The organism is Staphylococcus ureilyticus (genome assembly GCF_002902235.1).
Lineage (GTDB): Bacteria > Bacillota > Bacilli > Staphylococcales > Staphylococcaceae > Staphylococcus > Staphylococcus ureilyticus.
In genome coordinates, this window is sequence record NZ_PPRL01000041.1 from 1 (window position 1) to 19,143 (window position 19,143).

Here is a 19,143-nt window from a genome sequence, read left to right on the forward strand (position 1 = left end):
CTAAAATCACATGATATTACCAAGCATGACCTAAATAGTATTACTTTTCCTAAACCATCTGTTATATTAATACTATTATTAATAATTGTATTAATTGCAATTTATATTCTGGTTATTACCTATGTCAGAAAATGGCTTAAAAATGTTAGCAAAGGGCAAATTTTTACAAATAAAAACGCAAGCATCATAATTTTAATTTCTTACTGCTTTATTGGATTGGGTGTATTTGAAGCATTTTTTGAATTGGCAAATAATTTTATGATTTATAATTTTTTAGGACAAAATGCTAAATTGTATGCACTAATGGACAAAGATATCGAAACCTTTGCAGATTTCTTTTTTAATTTTAATTTCACACTTATTTTAGCGGGTATCGTTATTTGGATTATAGGAAATGTTTTTAAATATGGTGCATTCTTACAAGATGAGTTTGATTATACCGTTTAGGAGATTATATAAATGATTGTAGTTAGATTAGATCGAATATTAGCAGACAGAAAAATGAAACTCAGTGAATTAGCTAATGAAATTGATATTACTGTAGCAAATTTATCAAATTTGAAAACAGGCAAAGCAAAGGCGATACGTTTTTCAACATTAGATGCCATATGTAAAGCACTTGATTGTCAGCCTGCAGATATTATAGAATACACAGAATCTGAAGATTAAATCTTCATCTTTACTAATAATTTTTCTAGTTCAACAACGCTACATTAAAATTCATAGACTAGCTTATATTTATCATAGCTATACTTTTGCCTTAACTTCTGCTTAGTGGTTAGGCTCACGCTTGTGTTAGCTCAGACTAACCGGATGTCTAAAACTTTATTTAAATAGAAAATAGGAGTGGAACAAAGTAATAGTAAGTTCCACTCCCGTTTTTTTGTATGTTTTAATATGTTTTAATATTCAAACCTCTATAGCGATTGAGTGCGCCACAGAATTCTTGTTTTCTCGGCAATGCAAGATTACCAGGGTGTCCTTGATGCGGTGAAATAATATCTAACCCTTTATCACTAATCAAATTAAAAATTTTATCAGCTGCTTGTGATATCGTATCTTGTTCATTTAACAAATGACTTTGATAATAATCTATCATCGTAGCTATACAGTTCGTTTGGCTAGCATCAACAAGTTGTTCTAATCCCGAAATATTTATTCGTTCTTTACCGTATAAAATGGTCTGCATGCCTTTTACTTTAAAATGTTGATCTTTGCCTTTATGTGAAAAACTAGATTTCAATGGTATTCTTTGCGAAATTTTTCCAAAGTGGCATTGTGATGCTTCATCTTTCAAGTGACTATCTTCACTAGCAATTGCTTTCGCTTTATGAGTGACGTCTTTTAATACATATTCATCCATCATTAATACTTGATCAGCCACTTCAAAGTAATCGCCAGAACCTCCTACGATGAGAATTGTTGAAACATGATAATCTTGGTATAAAGACTTTACTTTCATAGCAAAAGGTGTGATTGGTTCTTTTTCGGGTGCGATTAATTTTTGCATTCTCCCGTCTCTAATCATAAAATTTGTTGCAGATGTATCTTCATCTATTAATAATAACGACGTTTGAGATTCTAATGCTTCCATAACATTTGCTGCTTGTGATGTACTACCGCTCGCATTTTCAGTAGAAAATTGAGTAGTATCTTTTTTACCTGGTAAATTATTTATAAATGGTTCAATATTTACTTTTTCGATACTTCTTCCATCTTCCGCACGGATTTTCATCGCATCTTCACAGGTAATAATAAGTTCACGTCCATCACCTGGAATATGGTGATATACACCACGCTCTAAAGCTTCTAGTAGTGTTGATTTACCGTGGAATCCACCACCAACAATGAGCGTAATCCCCTTCGGAATACCCATACCACTAACTGTCTTTCCACTAGGTAAATTCAATTGAATTTCAAATTCCTGTGGACTTTGGAATGTTACAGCACCAGCTAAAGGCATATCAGACACACCACTTTTTCTAGGCAATATAGAACCATTCGCAACAAATGCAACTAAATTTTGTCGTGACAGTGCCTCGCGTATAAACACCTGATCTATCATCATAGTCACTTGATCATTTAATGCAGTTCTATTGATATGTTTATACATTAATGATTTTTCTACTATTTCAGGTAATAAATCTATAAAAATATGATGAGCAACTTTTCCTAAAATTTTTCTTCCTGCTGCTGGTAAACCTACCTCAAAGCGAACCTCAATTTCACTTTGATTAATCACTACAGAAGTACGTTGTAATATTTCTTGGCCACAGCGATCTATAAAAATATCAGGTCTCTTTTTAGAGGTTTTATCAGCTTTAAGTACATCACTAATACGCTTACTAAATGACCTTGCTAAAAAATCAGATACAGCAATCTTTTTATCTTCTGAATCTAATAATTCATCTGGTATATTGGCAATATGACGCTGCATTTTAGCACGCACTTTAGATGGTGGTGCGTAAGGATCTGCTTGTATATGATCTATAATTAAGTGAAATTTATCAAAAGCATATTCACCTTTAAGTCGTTTATATGCACCATATTTTTGTCCGTCTAATGATTTTAATAACTTCCCGAATTCCAATGTATTTTTCAAACGGAACACTCCTTCAAAATAGGTTAATACTCTTTTATTTCATACCCAAACTCCCGAACCTGTGAAACTCACTCTAATAATAAATGTTAGTTTCCTGATAAAAAGACCAAATTCCAACGAAAAGAGCCCACACAAAGTTAGTTTTTAATCACTACTTTTTGTGGGCATTTTTAAAAATTTAATTATTCAAAATTTAACTTAAATTGAAATTGGATATGCTTGTCGTTTAATTGGTATATTTCACTTAATTCTGGTCCACAACTATTGGATCCTATACCACTTTGACCATAATCAATATATATATAAGTCTCTTCTTCTACTAATTGGTCTTCATGCATCGTGTGTGTAAGTTGTTCCAATGAGTAATGTGTCGTATTAAAACTGAATGGTTGATCACTGGTTACTGTAATTTGATGTTCATCATTAGAAACCTTCGCATATGTGGTCCCATTATGGCTACCTGACTCTTGTGGCTTAATATGATTACCACCATTTTGTGTGACTGTTGTATCGAAATAGTCTAAATACGTTGCTACACCTTTATCAGAATAACTACTGAATGGGCCATTGCCATAGTATTTCACCGCTTCAAATGTATGTGGCAATGTTATCTCTAAGCCAAATCTAGGCAGAAACGGCCCTGCAATATCTTTCTCCAAATCATATGTTATATTTATTGAACCATCGCTTTGAACAGTCCACGCCATTTCTCCTTGTAAAATAGGAGGAACCACATCATGAACAATCACTATTTCGAAATTAATACTGACTGCATTGTTATTTTCTTCAACTTTATAATTTTGTACACGTGTATAAGCTTCCGCATAACCCATATATTCCCAATCTTTTCTAACATTAATATCGTTATCTATAGGTGCACGCCAAATCTTATTTTTTGTAGGATGATTGACTATGGTATGGCCTTCGTAAACAACAGAAATCAAACTACCATTTTCTTTATTAAAGGTATAAGCATAACCGTTTGCTAACACTATTAGAGAATGACTATTTTCTTTATAACAGACTGGCCCTTCCTGTACGTCTAATTCGTGTTGGTTAGTAGATTGACGTTGATAGACGATTTGATCTTGTCCTAATTCAAAATTAATGTGACGTAAAGGCTCTTCATTTTTCAATTTATAGCGTAATAGTATATCGCTTAATTCAGCTATTTTAATATAATTACTTAAATCTATATCTTGTGTACTATGTGGTTCAAAATTATCAACCATAATATCAAACGATGTTTTATCACCGTTTAAAAATGTTGCTGTCGCTTCGATAGTTAAATAATTTTCTACATGACTGAAATCTAGTTGATTACGTAATTTTAATATACCGTTCGCTTCTTCTACTACTCTAACAGGTCTGTGTTCATGTTTAAATTCATAGTAACCTTCATGTGGTGTACGATCAGGGAAAACGATGCCATCCACACAGAAATTCCCATCATGAAGTTCTTCTCCAAAGTCCCCGCCATATCTAAAAATAGGCTTACCATTTTGTTGACCAACTTGAATACCATGATCACACCATTCCCATACAAAACCACCAATAAAACTATCATATTGTTCCACTAGCATTTGATATGCATGTAAATCACCTGGTGAATTTCCCATAGCATGTGCATATTCACAAAGTATAAATGGTTTATCTAAATCAGGGTCTGTAAGATACTTTTGTTCAACTTCTTCTGGTGATGCATACATTCTACTAATCATTTCCACATTGGATAAATCATATGATTTTGATTTATCTCTATGGAATGTTCCCTCATAATGAATAGGACGTGTGTCATCTAATGTTTTTACTCGTGACATAGCTGTTACCATATTCACACCAAATCCTGACTCGTTTCCCATAGACCAGGAAACAATAGAGCTGTAATTTTTAAATGGAATGATGGACGCTTCAATACGTTCTACAATTGGTTTTTCATATTGCGGATTATCTGTAATAAGATTAAAATAATCTGTATTTTCTTCGCCATAAAGCCTCACTACACCATGCGTTTCTAAATCTGCTTCACTCATTACATAAAATCCATATTGATCAGCAAGTTCATAAAACAAAGGCGACTTAGGATAATGTGCTGTACGAATAGCGTTAAAGTTACCTTGCTTCATTAGTGTTAAATCTTTCATAAATTGTGCTTCACTCATTACATATCCTGTTTGAGGATCGCTATCATGATAATTGGTTCCACGAAATTTAATTGATTGACCATTGATATAAAACTGATTATCTTGTATTTGTATTTCTCTAATTCCTATTTTTTGAGTAATTACCTCTGATTTCGTAGTAAGCGTAATAGTATAAAGTGTTGGTTTTTCTGTTGACCACAATTGTGGTGTTTCAATTATAAAACGATGGAGGTTTGAAATTTCCGCTTCCTGCAACAACGCACCATCAGGACCATATAATCGTGTCTGTACACTATCCAATCCCTGTTTATCTTCTAATTTTACGTCGACTATCCCTTGGTTTTGCAATTCATTAACACGCGTTTCAATTCTAAAATCATTAATTCGTGATTTCGCACGTTTTAAAATATAAACATCTCTGAAAATACCTGAATGGCGAAACATGTCTTGATCTTCAAAATAAGTACCATCCGAATATTTTAAAACAAGTACTTGAATCGTATTCGTTCCTGAATGTACATAGCTGGTGATATCAAATTCAGAAATTGAATGTGATATCTGACTATAACCAACAAATTGATCATTAATCCATAGATAAAAGGCACTATCGACACCTTCAAAATTCAAATGATAATCACTTTTTTCGTCGTATTCAGTCACTTCAAATGAACGGATATAACATCCACAGGGATTAGATTTGGGTACATACGGTGGATCAAATGGAATTGGATATTGTGTGTTTAAATATTGTATTTGGTCATATCCATGTATATTCCAAACTGATGGTACTGGAATAATCTGTGACTTATCTATTTCAAGACTACTTGAGTAATCTTCTATTGAATTAAAATATTTAAAATACCAGTTTCCATTTAATAATGTGACATTATTAGTCTGATATCGCGTTTCTAGGCGGTAAGCAGACTCCTTTAGTTGATAAGGAATATAAAATGCACGTCGTGGCAAAGTGTTTACATGTTGAATATCTATATTTTCGTGAAATTGTTGCTCTAACATAAAAAGTTCCCCCTTATTTACTCATACGTTCTCTATGCTCTTTTTGACGTTTGTATTGTAGAGTTTTTTCAATATCTGTTAAAAAATCACCTTTTAAATGGAAGGCTTTATGATATAAAAATGCAGCTAAGATGACGAAAATAATTGGCAACACAATAATAAGTATGCGTAATCCATTGATGGTTAGTGCTGTTTGTTCTTCATTGGGTGTGTAGCCAAATATTGATAAACCTACACCTACAATTAATGCAGCTACTGCTTGTGAAGTTTTCGTTAAAAATGTGTTTGTAGAAGTAATGACGCTTTCGTTACGTTGACCAAATTTCACTTCTCCGTAATCAATAACATCTGCCAAAGATACTGTTGTAATACCAATCATAAATCCAGAACCAATGCGTAATAACCCTGCTCCCACAATAACGGTAATAACACTTTGTGGTACGATAAAACCTGAAATCAAAATAAATAGTAAGCCTATGATTATAAGTGATATTGCTGTATTAAAAGCCTTTGTTCTACCTACCCACTTGATAAAACGTGGCAAAGTAAGTAAACCAATCATCTCGCAAAGAATCATTGCATTAAAAATAGCAAATAAATGTTCTGCATTAACTACATATTTAAAGTAATAAATGATTGAGCCATTCAGCGTTTGTAAGCAAAGGTTAAAGGTAAGTAATACTCCCATAATTGCTAAGAGCTCTTTATTTTTAAATAAAATTCTACCAATATCTTTAAATTGTACTTTAATGCCTGTTTGTTGTTCCATTTCTTTATCTTCAGGTACTTTCCATACAGTGACACCTATTGTAAAAATAAAAACCATACTGCAAATAACCGCAAAAACAAAAATACCTACTGAATCACTACCTTTACCAAAAATATCCCCTAGTTTATGTATAAAAAATAAACCAAATGTACCTACTGTAAAGGCAGCTAAACTTGCAAAAAATCTCGGTATTACTGATACTTCTTCACGTTCTCTTGGATTATGTGTTAAATTTGGAAGCCAAGACCAATACGGAATATCCATCATCGTATAAGTCATACCCCAAGCAATATAGATAATCGATACATAGATATACATTGCCGTTTGTGGTAAATCTAAATTTGTGAATAATAAAATCGTTACAATTGCATTTATGATTGTCCCAATCACTAACCAAGTTTTAAATTTACCAAAGTTATTTCTTGTATTATCAACGATGACACCCATGATAGGATCATTAATCGCATCCCAAATTCGTGCAACAAATAACATTACACCGACAAACGCTGGACTCAAACCAACAATATCAGTAATGTAAAACATCAAAAATACGCCAACAATATTAAATATGGCATCCTTTCCAATAGCACCAAATCCAAATGAAAATTTTTGTATACCGGTCAAATGTCTGTCCATTTTCTTCACCTCTGAATTTATACAATTTAAAACGCTTTCATAATTGTTACTACTATTTTATCAACAGCGTATGCCAACTATGAATAGCATAATGATGACGATATATGGCAAAATGTTGCATTTCATAATTAAATTGTGTTTATATAAATTAAAGATTATTTATTTTAAGAGGTATGTTGGATGCAAATATTATGGAAAAGATTTCAAAAAAAGCATATTGATGCTAATTTAATAGAATGTGGTATTGAAATTGGTGTACCAAATGTTGGCTATAAATATACAGTAATAAGGGACGCTGTTTTGCATATTGTGACGAATGGAGAGGGCGTATTTATATATAATGGTAAAGCACATACTTTAAAAGAAGGTGACATGTTTTTATTAGAGAAAGGTATGGATGTAGAATATAAACCTTCTTTTTCTAACCCATGGACGTATTACTGGATTGGCATAAGCGGAAAACAGATTTTAGATTACTTACAACGTTGCTACATTGTAGATCAACATGTTATTACAAATAAAGAAACATCTAGCATAAGACATATTATTCAACAAATATGCGACTTTTCTAAATCCATTGAAACAAATAATTCCAAAGATATTTTAATTATGCAGCACTTATATAGTTTAGTTTATCAATTACAAGAACAATTTCCTAAAGCATTTTCTGTTAATGTTGATATCATTAATGTAGATATTCAAAGAGCTGTTGCTTACATCAACTCAAACTATCAAAAAGACATTATGATTGTAGATGTAGCAAATCACGTCAATATGACACGAAGTCATCTATTTAGACTATTCAAGAAAAACTTAAATTGTTCTCCAAAAGCATATTTAACTTATATCCGAATGTATCATGCTTCTCAATTATTAATCCATAGTAATACTTTAATAAATGAAATAGCACTTCAAGTTGGTTATAAAGACCCGCTTCTATTTTCTAAAACTTTTACAAAACATTTTAAAGTTAGCGCTTCTGAATATCGTAACCAATTTTCTAACAGATAAACCTTAGCTCAACCACAAAAGTGATCACTTTAACACATTCATTTCAACAGAAAAGCACAGCCACATATCGATGAAATAACTGATCACATATTTTTATTCCACGTTTCATAAATTCAACCATTACCTATTAAAAAAGCTCTAAAACGATTCATTAAAAATCGTTTTAGAGCGATGGTGTATTATATTTTATAAACTTCTGTTTTAAAAATTTAAGACGGAACTTCTGTACGTTTTGTACTGTGTTTTCTAATTATAGCTGCAATCAGTGCAGAAATAGCACCAAAAATCATGAATCCGATAAACATCCACATCGTTGTATCTAATTGAATGCTGCCATGTAAATATAAAATTTCTCTTAATGAGTTTGCATAATGTGCAAATGGATTCCAATCGACAATATATTTTTGATAAAAATCAGGCAACATTTGTTTTGGCAATGTTACTAATTGCATGCTGAAAAACATTAATAAGAAAAAGATTGGAACAGACTTCAAGCCTAACCAAGTCATCGTACCTAGAATAAGTCCGACAAACCCCATGATTGCTAATGCGATAAATGTAGCAGTTGTATTAGGCGCATTGAAATTAAAGTCTAATACTAGCTTCATAAAATACACATACGTGAAAGCTCCTACAAATGCTGTAACAATTGTCATGGCAATTTGTCCTAATGATGCAATAATACGATGTTGTATCGCTATGTTATTACTTGTTCTAAATGCAAAGAATAGTAATACAGAAATAATAATAGAACCCATCCAAACAGGCATAAACATTAAGAATGGACCATTGCCACCTGCTTGATGACTACCGATTTTATTTACTTTTTCACTATCCACTTTAACTGGGTGCGTTAAACTTTGAATATCTGATGCTTTTAAATCAATGTTTTGTTTCTCTAAAATATCTAAGCTTTGTTTAGTAATTTGTTGGTTCATGTTATCACCCATGCCTTTTAAAACTTGAGAAGACATTTGTGAAACTTGCGCGCCTGCACCATCATTAATAAATGTTTTAAAACTTGCTTTTTGAGCTTTTATTTGTTGATTCTCGCCAGATTGTGACATTTTTTCTTGCATCATTTTAGCTTGTGCTGCTGGTATTTCTCCAGATTGAACTTTATCTTTCATTTCTTCTTTTTTAGAATCCATCACAACTTTTTGTGTTTTGCTTAAAGCATTTTTTGAAAAATCTTTTTCTATAACAGCTGCTCCAAAATATTTTTGTTCTTGCATCCCTTGTTTTAAATCTTTTTCATTATCAACTTGAATCCATTTTATTTTATTTGAATTACTATCTAGCAATTTATCTTCTAAATTTTTACCTATATTAATATTTTTACCTTGCATATCAACACCTTTATCGTTGTTAACAATTGCAATTGGAATATCTTTGGGTTTAGGGTTAAATGCTGGATAAAAAGCGACTGAAAATATTACAAATATTAGAATAGCTGCAATCGGTGCAAGCCATAATAATTTATTTTTAAAAATATTCATTTTTAATTCCCTCCTATTTAACGAACACAGTGTTGAATATTTATCACATTGTCTATTATAATAATTAGTAAGTAATATACAATATGCAATTATGTTCAAGACGTTCTTTAATGAACACTTTTAAGATAAATGTCTATTAAATAAAAAGGAGATTCAATATATGGCTGAAGACAGACGTGTTAGAAAAACACAAAATGCTATTAAACATGCATTTATACAATTATTAAATGAAAAAGACCTAGATAAAATAACGATTAGTGATATTACACACAAAGCTGATATTAATCGCGGTACTTTTTATCTCCATTATGAAGATAAATATATGCTATTAAATAAAATGGAAAATGATTATATTGAAGACTTGTCTAATACATTAAGCACAAAAGATAAATTTTATGTAGGCATGGATGCAGAAGCATTTGCTCGTATTTTTACTGAAGAAAAATTAAAAAAAATCATCCTCCATATCGATACAAACTTTGAATTCTATAAAACTATATTTATGTTAGAAAGAAGAAGCCAATTAGAAACAAAAATAAATCAAGTCATGTATGAAAATATGAAAAAACATTTAGTTACAAAAGATACGGTTGATGGCATTCCGCTAGACTATTTTCACAGTTATGTAGCAGGTGCATCTATTTCTTTCATTAAATATTGGGTGAAAGATAATCGGAAAATTGATCCACAAACTTTAGTAGAAAGTTTATTTAAAATTGTATTTTATGGACCGCTGCGTTTAATGGCAAAAGAACAATATAATATAAGCGAACAATAATATCTTTAATCTTGTAGTGTGGACAAGAATAACATTTTTCTATCAGTGTAATGTCCACTACTGCAAAATGAGTTGAATGTCTATATTTCACAATATCAAGCAAAAACATCAGCTTAAAAGTAAGAAATATATTCAATCCAACTCTTTTTTCATGTTTCTTTTTGTCGTTGCATGTTAACAGATGATTATTGAACGCTCTTCTATATGTAATAATGGCATTATTGTATCCAAACCCATACTTCTCTTAAAGTCAAAAAATATTTACTACTTTCACTTATTCACTTCTAAAATTCAACAAATTTATATCATTTTCATATTTTTAACTATAGTCCCTTCCATAACATATTAGAAAAGCTAATATGTTATATATTAAGTTTTACTAATATGAGGTGTTCAAAATGAATAGTAATGATTTTACATTACAGGCACGTTTTTTACATGGGCTTTCTAATAAAGTTAGATTAACTATTTTAGAATTATTAAAGGTCTCCGAAATGACGGTTAACGAAATTGTTTCAAGCTCAAAAATGAGCCAATCTAGTATTTCTCAACACTTATCTTGTCTAAAAGAATGTGGCTTAGTGACTGCTAGACAAGACGGTAAATATATTTATTACCAAATTAAAAATCCATATATTTTAGAATTATTGAGTTTGGTAGATCATATTGTAGAAGAAACAAAAGATGATATTATCACTTGTAAATACCATAATAACTTAAGAATGGATGATGCTGATGAATAAATCATCTGATGTTTGTTGCACTAACACTTGTCAAAATGCGAACAATGAAAAAGTCTCAAAAGATATAAAAAACGCTACTGACACATTACAGAAAGTTACTTTTCAAGTTAATGGTATCGATTGTAGTTCTTGTGCCACAACGATAGAAAAAGCACTCGTACCCTTAGATGCTGTTTACAATCCAAAAGTTAACTTCGCTACTGGTAAATTAACAGCCGAAGTGAGTACTGCAAATACGACAAACCAAATTATAAAAACTGTGGAAAAACTAGGTTATGGTATTCAAAACACTCAACCACAATCAACACAAAGCACAATCTTTACGATTAAAGGCATGGACTGTGGAAACTGTGCTAAAACCGTTGAAAAACATGTTTTGAACCTTCCCTATGTAAAAGATGCACAAGTTAACTTTTCTACAGGTAAACTTCAAGCCAATATCGATGGCCAAAATGAAAAAAATATTATAAAAGAAGTCGCTAAGATTGGCTATACTGCCACTTTACAAAACAATAGAAAAGATGATGAGCAGAAATTAAGATTATTTACTAAACCAATCATTTCTGCCATATTCATAATACTCGGGCTATTAATGTCAATAACATCTCTACCAATTGGATTTTCTTACATTTTATATACAATTGCCATATTGGTTAGCGGCATGAAACCATTTAAAAGTGCGTTTTATTCATTAAAATCCAAAAGTTTGGATATGAACGTCTTAATGACAGTTGCAGTTATTGGCGCTATGCTGATCGGCGAGTTTTTCGAAGGTGCTATTGTTATTTTCCTATTCACAATTGGCACTTTGTTACAAACAATTTCGATAGATAAAACAAGAAATTCCATTCAATCACTTATGGAATTAACGCCCAAAACAGCCAACTTATATACTAAAGAGGGTATTATATCTAAAGATTTACATGAGATTCACATTGGCGATATTATTCTTGTAAAGCCTGGAGAACGCATACCATTAGACGGCACTATTACTGAGGGAACATCTAGCTTAAATCAATCACCTATTACCGGAGAATCTATACCTGTTGATAAAACAACGAATGATGACGTTTATGCTGGTTCCATTAATGAAAATGGTACATTGAAAATCAAAGTTACTACATTAGTAGCAGATACTACACTTTCAAAAATCATTAATATGGTAGAAGCAGCACAAGAAAACAAAGCACCTGCACAAGCATTTATAGACAAGTTTTCAGAAATTTATACACCTGTTGCTTTTGTATTAGCACTATTAGTAATGGCCATACCACCTATGCTTACATTAGGTTCCTGGGGGGAATGGTTCTATAAAGGACTAGAATTACTTGTTATCGCTTGTCCATGTGCGTTGGTCATTTCAACGCCTGTTGCTATAGTGACAGCGATTGGCAATGCGGCAAAAAATGGTGTACTTATTAAAGGTGGTAATTATTTAGAAGCATTAGGTTCTTTAAATGCATTAGCATTTGATAAAACAGGTACACTCACTGAAGGAAAACCTAAGGTAACAGCTGTTAAACATATGGAAAGTGATGAACAAACACTATTACAGCTTGCACTTAGCTTGGAAGCTTATTCAACACATCCTATAAGTAAAGCTATTGTAGACCACACCACTAAATTAAATATTTCACCCAAACACGTTAGTGATTTTGAAAATATAACTGGTAAAGGCATCAAAGGTAAAATAGATAATCAAATCGTTTATGCAGGAAATCAAAGTTTGATTGAGTCCATTAATCCCAAAATAAAATCACATGCATCACTGTTTAGTCATTATGAAAAACAAGGTTACACAATCATTATCATATCCTCAACGACAACATTATATGGTTTGATCACGATTGAAGATCCATTAAGAGAAAATATAAAATCAACTATTCATCAGTTGCAGAAATACAACATTAAAAATACAGTTATGTTAACTGGCGATAATCAAGAGACCGCCAACAAAATTGCAAATCTTGCAGGTATTCGTGAAACTTATGCAAAATTAATGCCTAAAGATAAATTATCAGCAATTGAAGATTTACAAAAACGTGGTTATCGTGTTGGTATGATTGGTGATGGTATCAATGATGCACCTGCACTTGCCCAAAGTGATGTAGGAATTGCAATGGGAGGCGTCGGATCTGATACTGCAATGCAAACAGCAAATATTGTTTTGATGTCAGATAACTTACAGCAACTTCCAAAATCTATCTCTATTAGTAAAAAAGCCAAAACAATTATCAAGCAAAATATTTACTTCTCAGTGATTATTAAACTGATTGCTTTCATATTAGTATTTCCTGGGTTATTAACTTTATGGTTAGCTGTCCTCAGCGATACTGGCGCTGCTATCCTAGTTATTTTAAATTCATTGAGATTATTAAATTTAAAAAAAGATAAACAATAAGCGAGCACAGTTCAAGTGCTCGCTTTTTATAATTTTTATATTTATATAAACTTTTTTACTACTAAAATATTATTGCAACGAATGGAGCGTCATTATAGTTTCATAAAATACACACTTCAATACACGCCATGAATACACAAAAAATGCTGGGACTTTCTATCGTCTCAGCATTTTATCTTATACGATGCAACTACACGTATTATTTTGTTTGGCGATCAATATCTAATGCAGTTGTATATTTCGGCTTTTCTTTTCTAAATAGATATTCACCATTACGTATCGAAGCAAGACAGTCAACACGTCGACGTTGTGCTTCAAATACATTTGGTGCGTCCAACACGATAAAGTTCGCTGGCTTACCTTCCGATAATCCATAATCCTCATCTAAATGCATTAATTTTGCACCGTTATAAGTAATTAAGTCGAAATTGCGTGGGAAATCTTCTTCTCGCATTAATTGTGAGGCATGCAAGCCATTATCTAAGATATTCATTAAATTACCCGACCCTGCTGGGTACCATAAATCGACAATTGAGTCTTGACCAAAAGCAACATTAATATCATTATCTACAAACTCTTTAACACGTGTTAAACCTCTTCTTTTTGGATAACTATCTTGCCTACCTTGTAAATATAAATTTTCGGTTGGACAAGAGACAAAGTTTAAACCTGATTGACGAAATAGACCCATCATTCGAAATGCATAAGCATCATCTGCTGAACCAAATGAGCAAGTATGTGAAGCTGTCGTAGCATTTCCATAACCTTGTTTCATCACTTCAGCATTTAATATTTCTAAGAAACGCGCTTGTACATCATCTGTTTCATCACAGTGTACATCAATTAATTTATTATATTGGATCGCAAGTCTAACGATTTCTTTAATTGATTTCATTCCTTCTTCTGGGCTCCATTCGTTATGTGGAATACCACCGACACAATCTGCACCTAATTTTAAGGCTTCTTCAGTTAAATCACGACCCGTTTTACCTTGCGCTTCAAAAGCGTACATACCATTTTGAGGAAACGCCACGACCTGAATTGTAATATTATCTTTCAATTCATCCCTTACTTCAAGTGCTGCTTTGATGCCCGTTAAATTGGGGTCAGTACAATCCGTCTGAGCACGTATATATTGTGTACCATAGCTTGCAACGTCTTTGACTGCTTGACGCATACGTGATTTCATCTCTTCTTTTGTAGTGCCTTTTTTATAATCATTCCATAAATCAATTGCTTCAAATAATGTCCCAGATGTGTTTTTGATTTGAGTGTCTTGTCCTGTAAAATAATAATCTAGATGAAGATGCGCATCTACATATGGTGGCAAGACCAAAGCGCCTCCTAAATCAATTACTTCATCCGCTTCACCAAGGTTCTTTCCAAATGTTTTAAACTTACCGTTTTCCACTAAAATTTCTGAAGCTTCATCATACTTATAAATTGATGCATTAATGAATTTTTTACGCATTCATAAAACCTCCTATACACTTCTACCATAAGCCTTAATACATGTATAAGCAATGATTACCCAGTAAATATGTTTGCAATGAATACCAACTTATTAGATTGAACTTAATTAACAACAAAAAATCTGCTGACACACGTCACACAATCGTGGTATCAGCAGATAAATTGAATGATTTAATTAGAAATATACAGATTATATTTGTGACATTTTATGCGCATCTTTGCTAAACAAATTTTTGAAAAATGCAGTAAATTTATTGTCTTCTTTTTTAACTGTAGCATCTACTTGGGGGGCATGCGAACCTTTCATAAATTGACGCTTATATGCCACATATACCTTGCCTTCTTTATTCACATTAAACTTTAAATGATCCATTTTTTTAGGAACTACATCATATAAATCCTGCTTAACTTGGTACGTTTTTCCGTTAATTTCATGTTCGCCTTCACTTAATACTTTTCGGTATTCATATTTTTTAAATTGTTTATTAATAAGCGCATTGGCAATTTTATGGCGTTCATTTTTAGCTTTCATACTTGGATATGGCTTCACGTTGAGAATCGCTTCATTGAGACGTAAACCATTGCGTTTACCTGTTAACGCTAAACTATAACCTTCATCGCTTGTTCCAGTTTTCAATCCATCTGCACCTTTTAATTCAAATCGTTGTCCCTTTAAAGAAAGATTTTTTGTTTTTAAATTTGTTCCAAATTGTTTATCTGTCGTTTTAGAACTATATTTTAATATTTTAGGATGATCTTTTAATAAATGTTGCATTAGAATGGTCATATCATCTGCAGTAGTTTGTGTTTTACGTTCTTTTTGATATTGCTTGGGTGCATATTGTTGCAAAAGATGGTTGTCAGCACCTGTAGGATTCACAAAACGCGTATGATTCATACCGAGTTTTTTTGCCTTGTGGTTCATTTCATCTGTAAATTTTGATGTTGAACCACTCACCTTTTCCCCTAGAATTAGTGTCGCTGCATTGCTCGACTCTAAAGTAATTTGTCTAAGAAATTGATTAATAGAGTATGACTTTCCTCTCTCTAAAGGAACACTAGCCAAATCAGGTAATACAGACATTTTTTCATAATCAGAAGTGATTTTTATTTTGTCTGTAGGTTTTATATCTCCGTTTTCGATTGCATCCAATGTCAAATACATCGTCATCATTTTAGTCAACGAAGCCGGATCCGTTACTTTTTCAGCTTTATCTTGATATAAAATTTGACCTGTTTGTGCTGTCACACTAACACTTTCTGGTTTATATTGTGTACTTTGCTTAGAACTCGGTGATTTTTCTGTTTTAGCAGTTATTGTCGTTGTTGGTGCAATAACAGTTAAAGTGAGCAACCAACTTAGCATCACCACACTTAATTTCTTAAACAATGATGACCATTCCTCTCTAAAAATTTATATTAACTAATCAAGCACATTTCGAATTTGATCTTATTTTTTTGGATATAGATCTAAGTACTCTTCTAATGTTTCATTACTTTTATATAATTTTTTAGCTGTATCTTTTCCAACATACCTGATATGCCACGGTTCATATTGGTATCCCGTAATATGTGTTTTATTCTTGGGATATCTGATGATAAAACCGTACTTGTAAGCATTGTCTTTGAGCCACTGACCTTCCTCGGTCTTACCAAAAGAAGTTTTAAAGTTGTTGTCTGTATTCTCAGAAACAATGTCGTATGTCAGTCCAGTTTGATGTTCAGAATGTCCTGGTTTCGCACTATATTTATTGGCTGCTTTTTCTCCATCTCTTTGAACATATTGGTCAAATAACTGCTCTTGACTTTGATAACTTCTGAAACCACTAGCGTTTGATAATTGAAATCCTTGTTTATTACCATCATTTAAAAGTTTCTGTAATGCATGACGTGCTTTTTTATTTTCTCCAGGGTTAAAATGTTCTGGTAACGAAATATCTTTGTTCACAATTAAAATATCATCAATATACGTTACACCATGCTTCACTTCTTTGTGATGCTTATTTTCACTATTGCTACTTTGCTGTTTTTCATGATTTTTACTGTCTTTATGCTCAGCTTCATTTTCTTGAGCAGAACATCCAACTAAGACTAAATACAACATGATAATCAATAATTTAAATTTATTCATTGTTACTCCTTTTTAAAAAGTATAATCAAAACAAATATTGACGAACAATAAAATAGTTTAAAAAACAATTGCAATTAACATTAATATAACACGCTGTATATAAGAGACAAGTATTTTATTCAATTTATTAATATTTTAAATCACAACGACCAACCTTCAAATGGATAATAACAAAATCAAAACAGTGACACTGCTTTGATTAAGCAATGACAACTGTTTTTTCGTATATGTTTTATTTTGTAAAATATGCAGCAGAAACATACTGATTAATATATGATAAAGAGAGACGGAAAAAATTTTATTATTTAGTATACCCGATGTCTTGAAATAGTTTTTTATAATTTTCTACAGCTTTATCATGACTAAGTTCGGGTCTAGTCTGTACGTTATTAAATGGCTCATCGATGATTTTAGCCATACAGTCAGCAAACGCTTTAATATTATCTGGCTCAACGAGATAACCATTCACACCATGATTTATAATCTCTGACGGTCCATATCTCACATCATAAGCAATTACTGGACAACCAACTTCGATACTCTCCATGACAGTTAAACCAAATCCTTCAAATTTACTTGTTAAAAGTGAGGCTTTTGATTGTTGAAATTCTCTCAAAGGATTATTCGTAAAAGCGTTGATTTCTACTTGATCCTGAATGCCAAACTGCTCAATTAAATCCAACAACACTTTTTTCTGTCCATCTTCATCCATACCAAATATGGATAATTTCGTATCATAGCCATAATCTAAAAATTGCTTATACGCTTTAATTAAATGGTCTACTTGTTTTTGAAAACCTAATCTACCTATAAAAACAAAGCGATCTAACTTATTTTCGTTTGCAAGTGATTTATAAGTTTTAATCGAATGTGGTATTACTGATAATTGTCTTTCATCTAGTGGTACTTGGCTAAAAATATCTTCTTTTTGCTTTTCAGTTAATATTAAATATTTTTCTACTTTTTCAGAATGATTGAGCGCAAATTTATATGAACCTTTCATTTGTTGTCCATTCAAATGACTATTATGAAAAACTAAAATATTTTTAGTCGCATGTTTTTGATTTAATAATGGTTCATCTAAAAGTCTAGCATCATTAAATACCACATCATCCTCACTGAACCGATAGTCGAAATAATATTTAAATAATGCTTTTTCACTATTAAAGGATAAGTAAGGTCTATCATCTTTATAAAGTTGGATATAATCTAAACTTTCTCGCTCTGTATTAAAAAATTTTTTACAGTATATAGCTCCGTATGTATCAAAATAAACTTCACATAATTTTGAAAAAGGTTTATGCGTGTAATAAATCTTTCTATGCAATTGACCAAATTCATTATATTCCCAACGTTCTAACCGTTTTTTACTAATAGATGACATAAAATCTTCAAGTTGAACTATATTGCTATTGTCATAATATTTTCTGTACAATACATAATTATTATTTTTGTAATATCTCATAACATTTCCATCTTTAAAACTTTTACTTTCCAACCCTTCGAATTCACGGTCCATCGTTTGATACTTTGGTTGCTTTTTAAATTTAGTCTTTGGCGTTTCTAATAGTTTGAAACCACTCAGCCAATCATATAAATTTTCAAATTCTGTATGCTCTGTCACCTTTCCTTCATTTATAAACTTTTCATAAACAGATGGATAATTGGCATTATAATTCGTTGTTAAAATTTTACTTTTGATTCCCAATTCACTATCTATTAATTTTATTCGGCTTAGCAATGCTTTAGTTCTGCCTCCATGTACTGGTGGTAATGTGCTCGTTATTGTATAAATCATGATTTCCCCTCATTCTCATCCCTAAAATCTATTATTGATATCATTTGCTTTAATAAATTTTAAAACTAATAATTTATATTGTGATTTTACTTATTATTTACTATTTATTATAAACTAATATGTATTACACACCTAATATTA

General features: G+C 31.6%; 14 protein-coding genes. 6 read left to right on the top strand and 8 right to left on the bottom strand.

Annotation, left to right across the window (positions count from 1 at the left end):
- Both CD150_RS04485 and CD150_RS04490 read left to right on the top strand, forming a co-directional pair.
- The coding region (locus CD150_RS04485) for a DUF2975 domain-containing protein (RefSeq protein ID WP_103161383.1) at positions 1-447 on the top strand (447 nt) is incomplete at its 5' end.
- 12 nt (positions 448-459) lie between these two features.
- A complete protein-coding gene (locus CD150_RS04490; protein WP_046206931.1) occupies positions 460-669 on the top strand; it encodes a helix-turn-helix domain-containing protein in 210 nt (69 codons plus the stop codon).
- Between the two features lie 223 nt (positions 670-892).
- Here CD150_RS04490 and CD150_RS04495 read toward each other — a convergent pair whose 3' ends face one another.
- The 3 genes from CD150_RS04495 to melB all read right to left on the bottom strand — a co-directional run bounded on the left by CD150_RS04495 (position 893) and on the right by melB (position 7,168).
- Positions 893-2,602, bottom strand: coding sequence for an ABC-ATPase domain-containing protein (locus CD150_RS04495; RefSeq protein ID WP_073344788.1), 1,710 nt, complete (start codon positions 2,600-2,602; stop codon positions 893-895).
- A gap of 182 nt (positions 2,603-2,784) precedes the next feature.
- Positions 2,785-5,763, bottom strand: a complete 2,979-nt coding sequence (locus tag CD150_RS04500; protein WP_073344792.1) for a glycoside hydrolase family 2 TIM barrel-domain containing protein — start codon at positions 5,761-5,763, stop codon at positions 2,785-2,787.
- Between the two features lie 13 nt (positions 5,764-5,776).
- Complete coding sequence (gene melB, locus CD150_RS04505) at positions 5,777-7,168, bottom strand: melibiose:sodium transporter MelB (protein WP_046206928.1); 1,392 nt, start codon at positions 7,166-7,168, stop codon at positions 5,777-5,779.
- Between the two features lie 180 nt (positions 7,169-7,348).
- On the opposite strand from melB, the gene CD150_RS04510 reads away from it, so the two are divergent.
- Positions 7,349-8,179 (top strand): AraC family transcriptional regulator, encoded by an 831-nt coding sequence (locus tag CD150_RS04510; RefSeq protein WP_073344796.1) that lies wholly within the window; start codon positions 7,349-7,351, stop codon positions 8,177-8,179.
- 209 nt (positions 8,180-8,388) lie between these two features.
- Here the strand turns inward: CD150_RS04510 and CD150_RS04515 are convergent, their stop codons facing one another.
- Positions 8,389-9,678 carry a YhgE/Pip domain-containing protein gene (locus tag CD150_RS04515; protein WP_073344800.1) on the bottom strand — a complete coding sequence of 430 codons (1,290 nt, stop codon included), beginning with the start codon at positions 9,676-9,678 and terminating at the stop codon, positions 8,389-8,391.
- 160 nt (positions 9,679-9,838) lie between these two features.
- Between CD150_RS04515 and CD150_RS04520 the strand changes: the two genes are divergently transcribed.
- The 3 genes from CD150_RS04520 to CD150_RS04530 all read left to right on the top strand — a co-directional run bounded on the left by CD150_RS04520 (position 9,839) and on the right by CD150_RS04530 (position 13,600).
- Positions 9,839-10,456 carry a TetR/AcrR family transcriptional regulator gene (locus CD150_RS04520; protein ID WP_064209913.1) on the top strand — a complete coding sequence of 206 codons (618 nt, stop codon included), beginning with the start codon at positions 9,839-9,841 and terminating at the stop codon, positions 10,454-10,456.
- Between the two features lie 398 nt (positions 10,457-10,854).
- Entirely contained in the window at positions 10,855-11,199 is a 345-nt protein-coding gene (locus CD150_RS04525; RefSeq protein ID WP_073344805.1) for an ArsR/SmtB family transcription factor, read from the top strand.
- The gene (locus tag CD150_RS04530; RefSeq protein WP_103161384.1) at positions 11,192-13,600 is read left to right on the top strand and encodes a heavy metal translocating P-type ATPase; all 2,409 of its coding nucleotides are present in this window, start codon (positions 11,192-11,194) and stop codon (positions 13,598-13,600) included. The genes CD150_RS04525 and CD150_RS04530 overlap by 8 nt, the downstream gene beginning before the upstream one ends.
- A gap of 199 nt (positions 13,601-13,799) precedes the next feature.
- Here CD150_RS04530 and CD150_RS04535 read toward each other — a convergent pair whose 3' ends face one another.
- The 4 genes from CD150_RS04535 to CD150_RS04550 all read right to left on the bottom strand — a co-directional run bounded on the left by CD150_RS04535 (position 13,800) and on the right by CD150_RS04550 (position 19,002).
- Positions 13,800-15,071 carry an amidohydrolase family protein gene (locus tag CD150_RS04535; protein WP_073344809.1) on the bottom strand — a complete coding sequence of 424 codons (1,272 nt, stop codon included), beginning with the start codon at positions 15,069-15,071 and terminating at the stop codon, positions 13,800-13,802.
- Positions 15,072-15,263: 192 nt separating this feature from the next.
- Positions 15,264-16,463: a penicillin-binding protein PBP4 gene (gene pbp4 / locus CD150_RS04540; protein ID WP_046206917.1), complete on the bottom strand. Its 1,200-nt coding sequence runs from the start codon at positions 16,461-16,463 to the stop codon at positions 15,264-15,266.
- 60 nt (positions 16,464-16,523) lie between these two features.
- Positions 16,524-17,204: a M15 family metallopeptidase gene (locus tag CD150_RS04545; RefSeq protein WP_103161385.1), complete on the bottom strand. Its 681-nt coding sequence runs from the start codon at positions 17,202-17,204 to the stop codon at positions 16,524-16,526.
- Between the two features lie 301 nt (positions 17,205-17,505).
- Complete coding sequence (locus CD150_RS04550) at positions 17,506-19,002, bottom strand: glycosyltransferase (RefSeq protein WP_073344819.1); 1,497 nt, start codon at positions 19,000-19,002, stop codon at positions 17,506-17,508.
- Positions 19,003-19,143: the final 141 nt, after the last annotated feature.

Bases quoted from the DNA above. Each gene is read 5' to 3' on its own strand.
- CD150_RS04550 (WP_073344819.1), bottom strand. From the start codon at position 19,002: ATGATTTATACAATAACGAGCACATTACCACCAGTACATGGAGGCAGA.
- CD150_RS04500 (WP_073344792.1), bottom strand. From the start codon at position 5,763: ATGTTAGAGCAACAATTTCACGAAAATATAGATATTCAACATGTAAAC.
- CD150_RS04510 (WP_073344796.1), top strand. From the start codon at position 7,349: ATGCAAATATTATGGAAAAGATTTCAAAAAAAGCATATTGATGCTAAT.
- CD150_RS04535 (WP_073344809.1), bottom strand. From the start codon at position 15,071: ATGCGTAAAAAATTCATTAATGCATCAATTTATAAGTATGATGAAGCT.
- CD150_RS04530 (WP_103161384.1), top strand. From the start codon at position 11,192: ATGAATAAATCATCTGATGTTTGTTGCACTAACACTTGTCAAAATGCG.
- CD150_RS04520 (WP_064209913.1), top strand. From the start codon at position 9,839: ATGGCTGAAGACAGACGTGTTAGAAAAACACAAAATGCTATTAAACAT.
- CD150_RS04490 (WP_046206931.1), top strand. From the start codon at position 460: ATGATTGTAGTTAGATTAGATCGAATATTAGCAGACAGAAAAATGAAA.
- CD150_RS04515 (WP_073344800.1), bottom strand. From the start codon at position 9,678: ATGAATATTTTTAAAAATAAATTATTATGGCTTGCACCGATTGCAGCT.
- CD150_RS04525 (WP_073344805.1), top strand. From the start codon at position 10,855: ATGAATAGTAATGATTTTACATTACAGGCACGTTTTTTACATGGGCTT.
- melB (WP_046206928.1), bottom strand. From the start codon at position 7,168: ATGGACAGACATTTGACCGGTATACAAAAATTTTCATTTGGATTTGGT.
- CD150_RS04545 (WP_103161385.1), bottom strand. From the start codon at position 17,204: ATGAATAAATTTAAATTATTGATTATCATGTTGTATTTAGTCTTAGTT.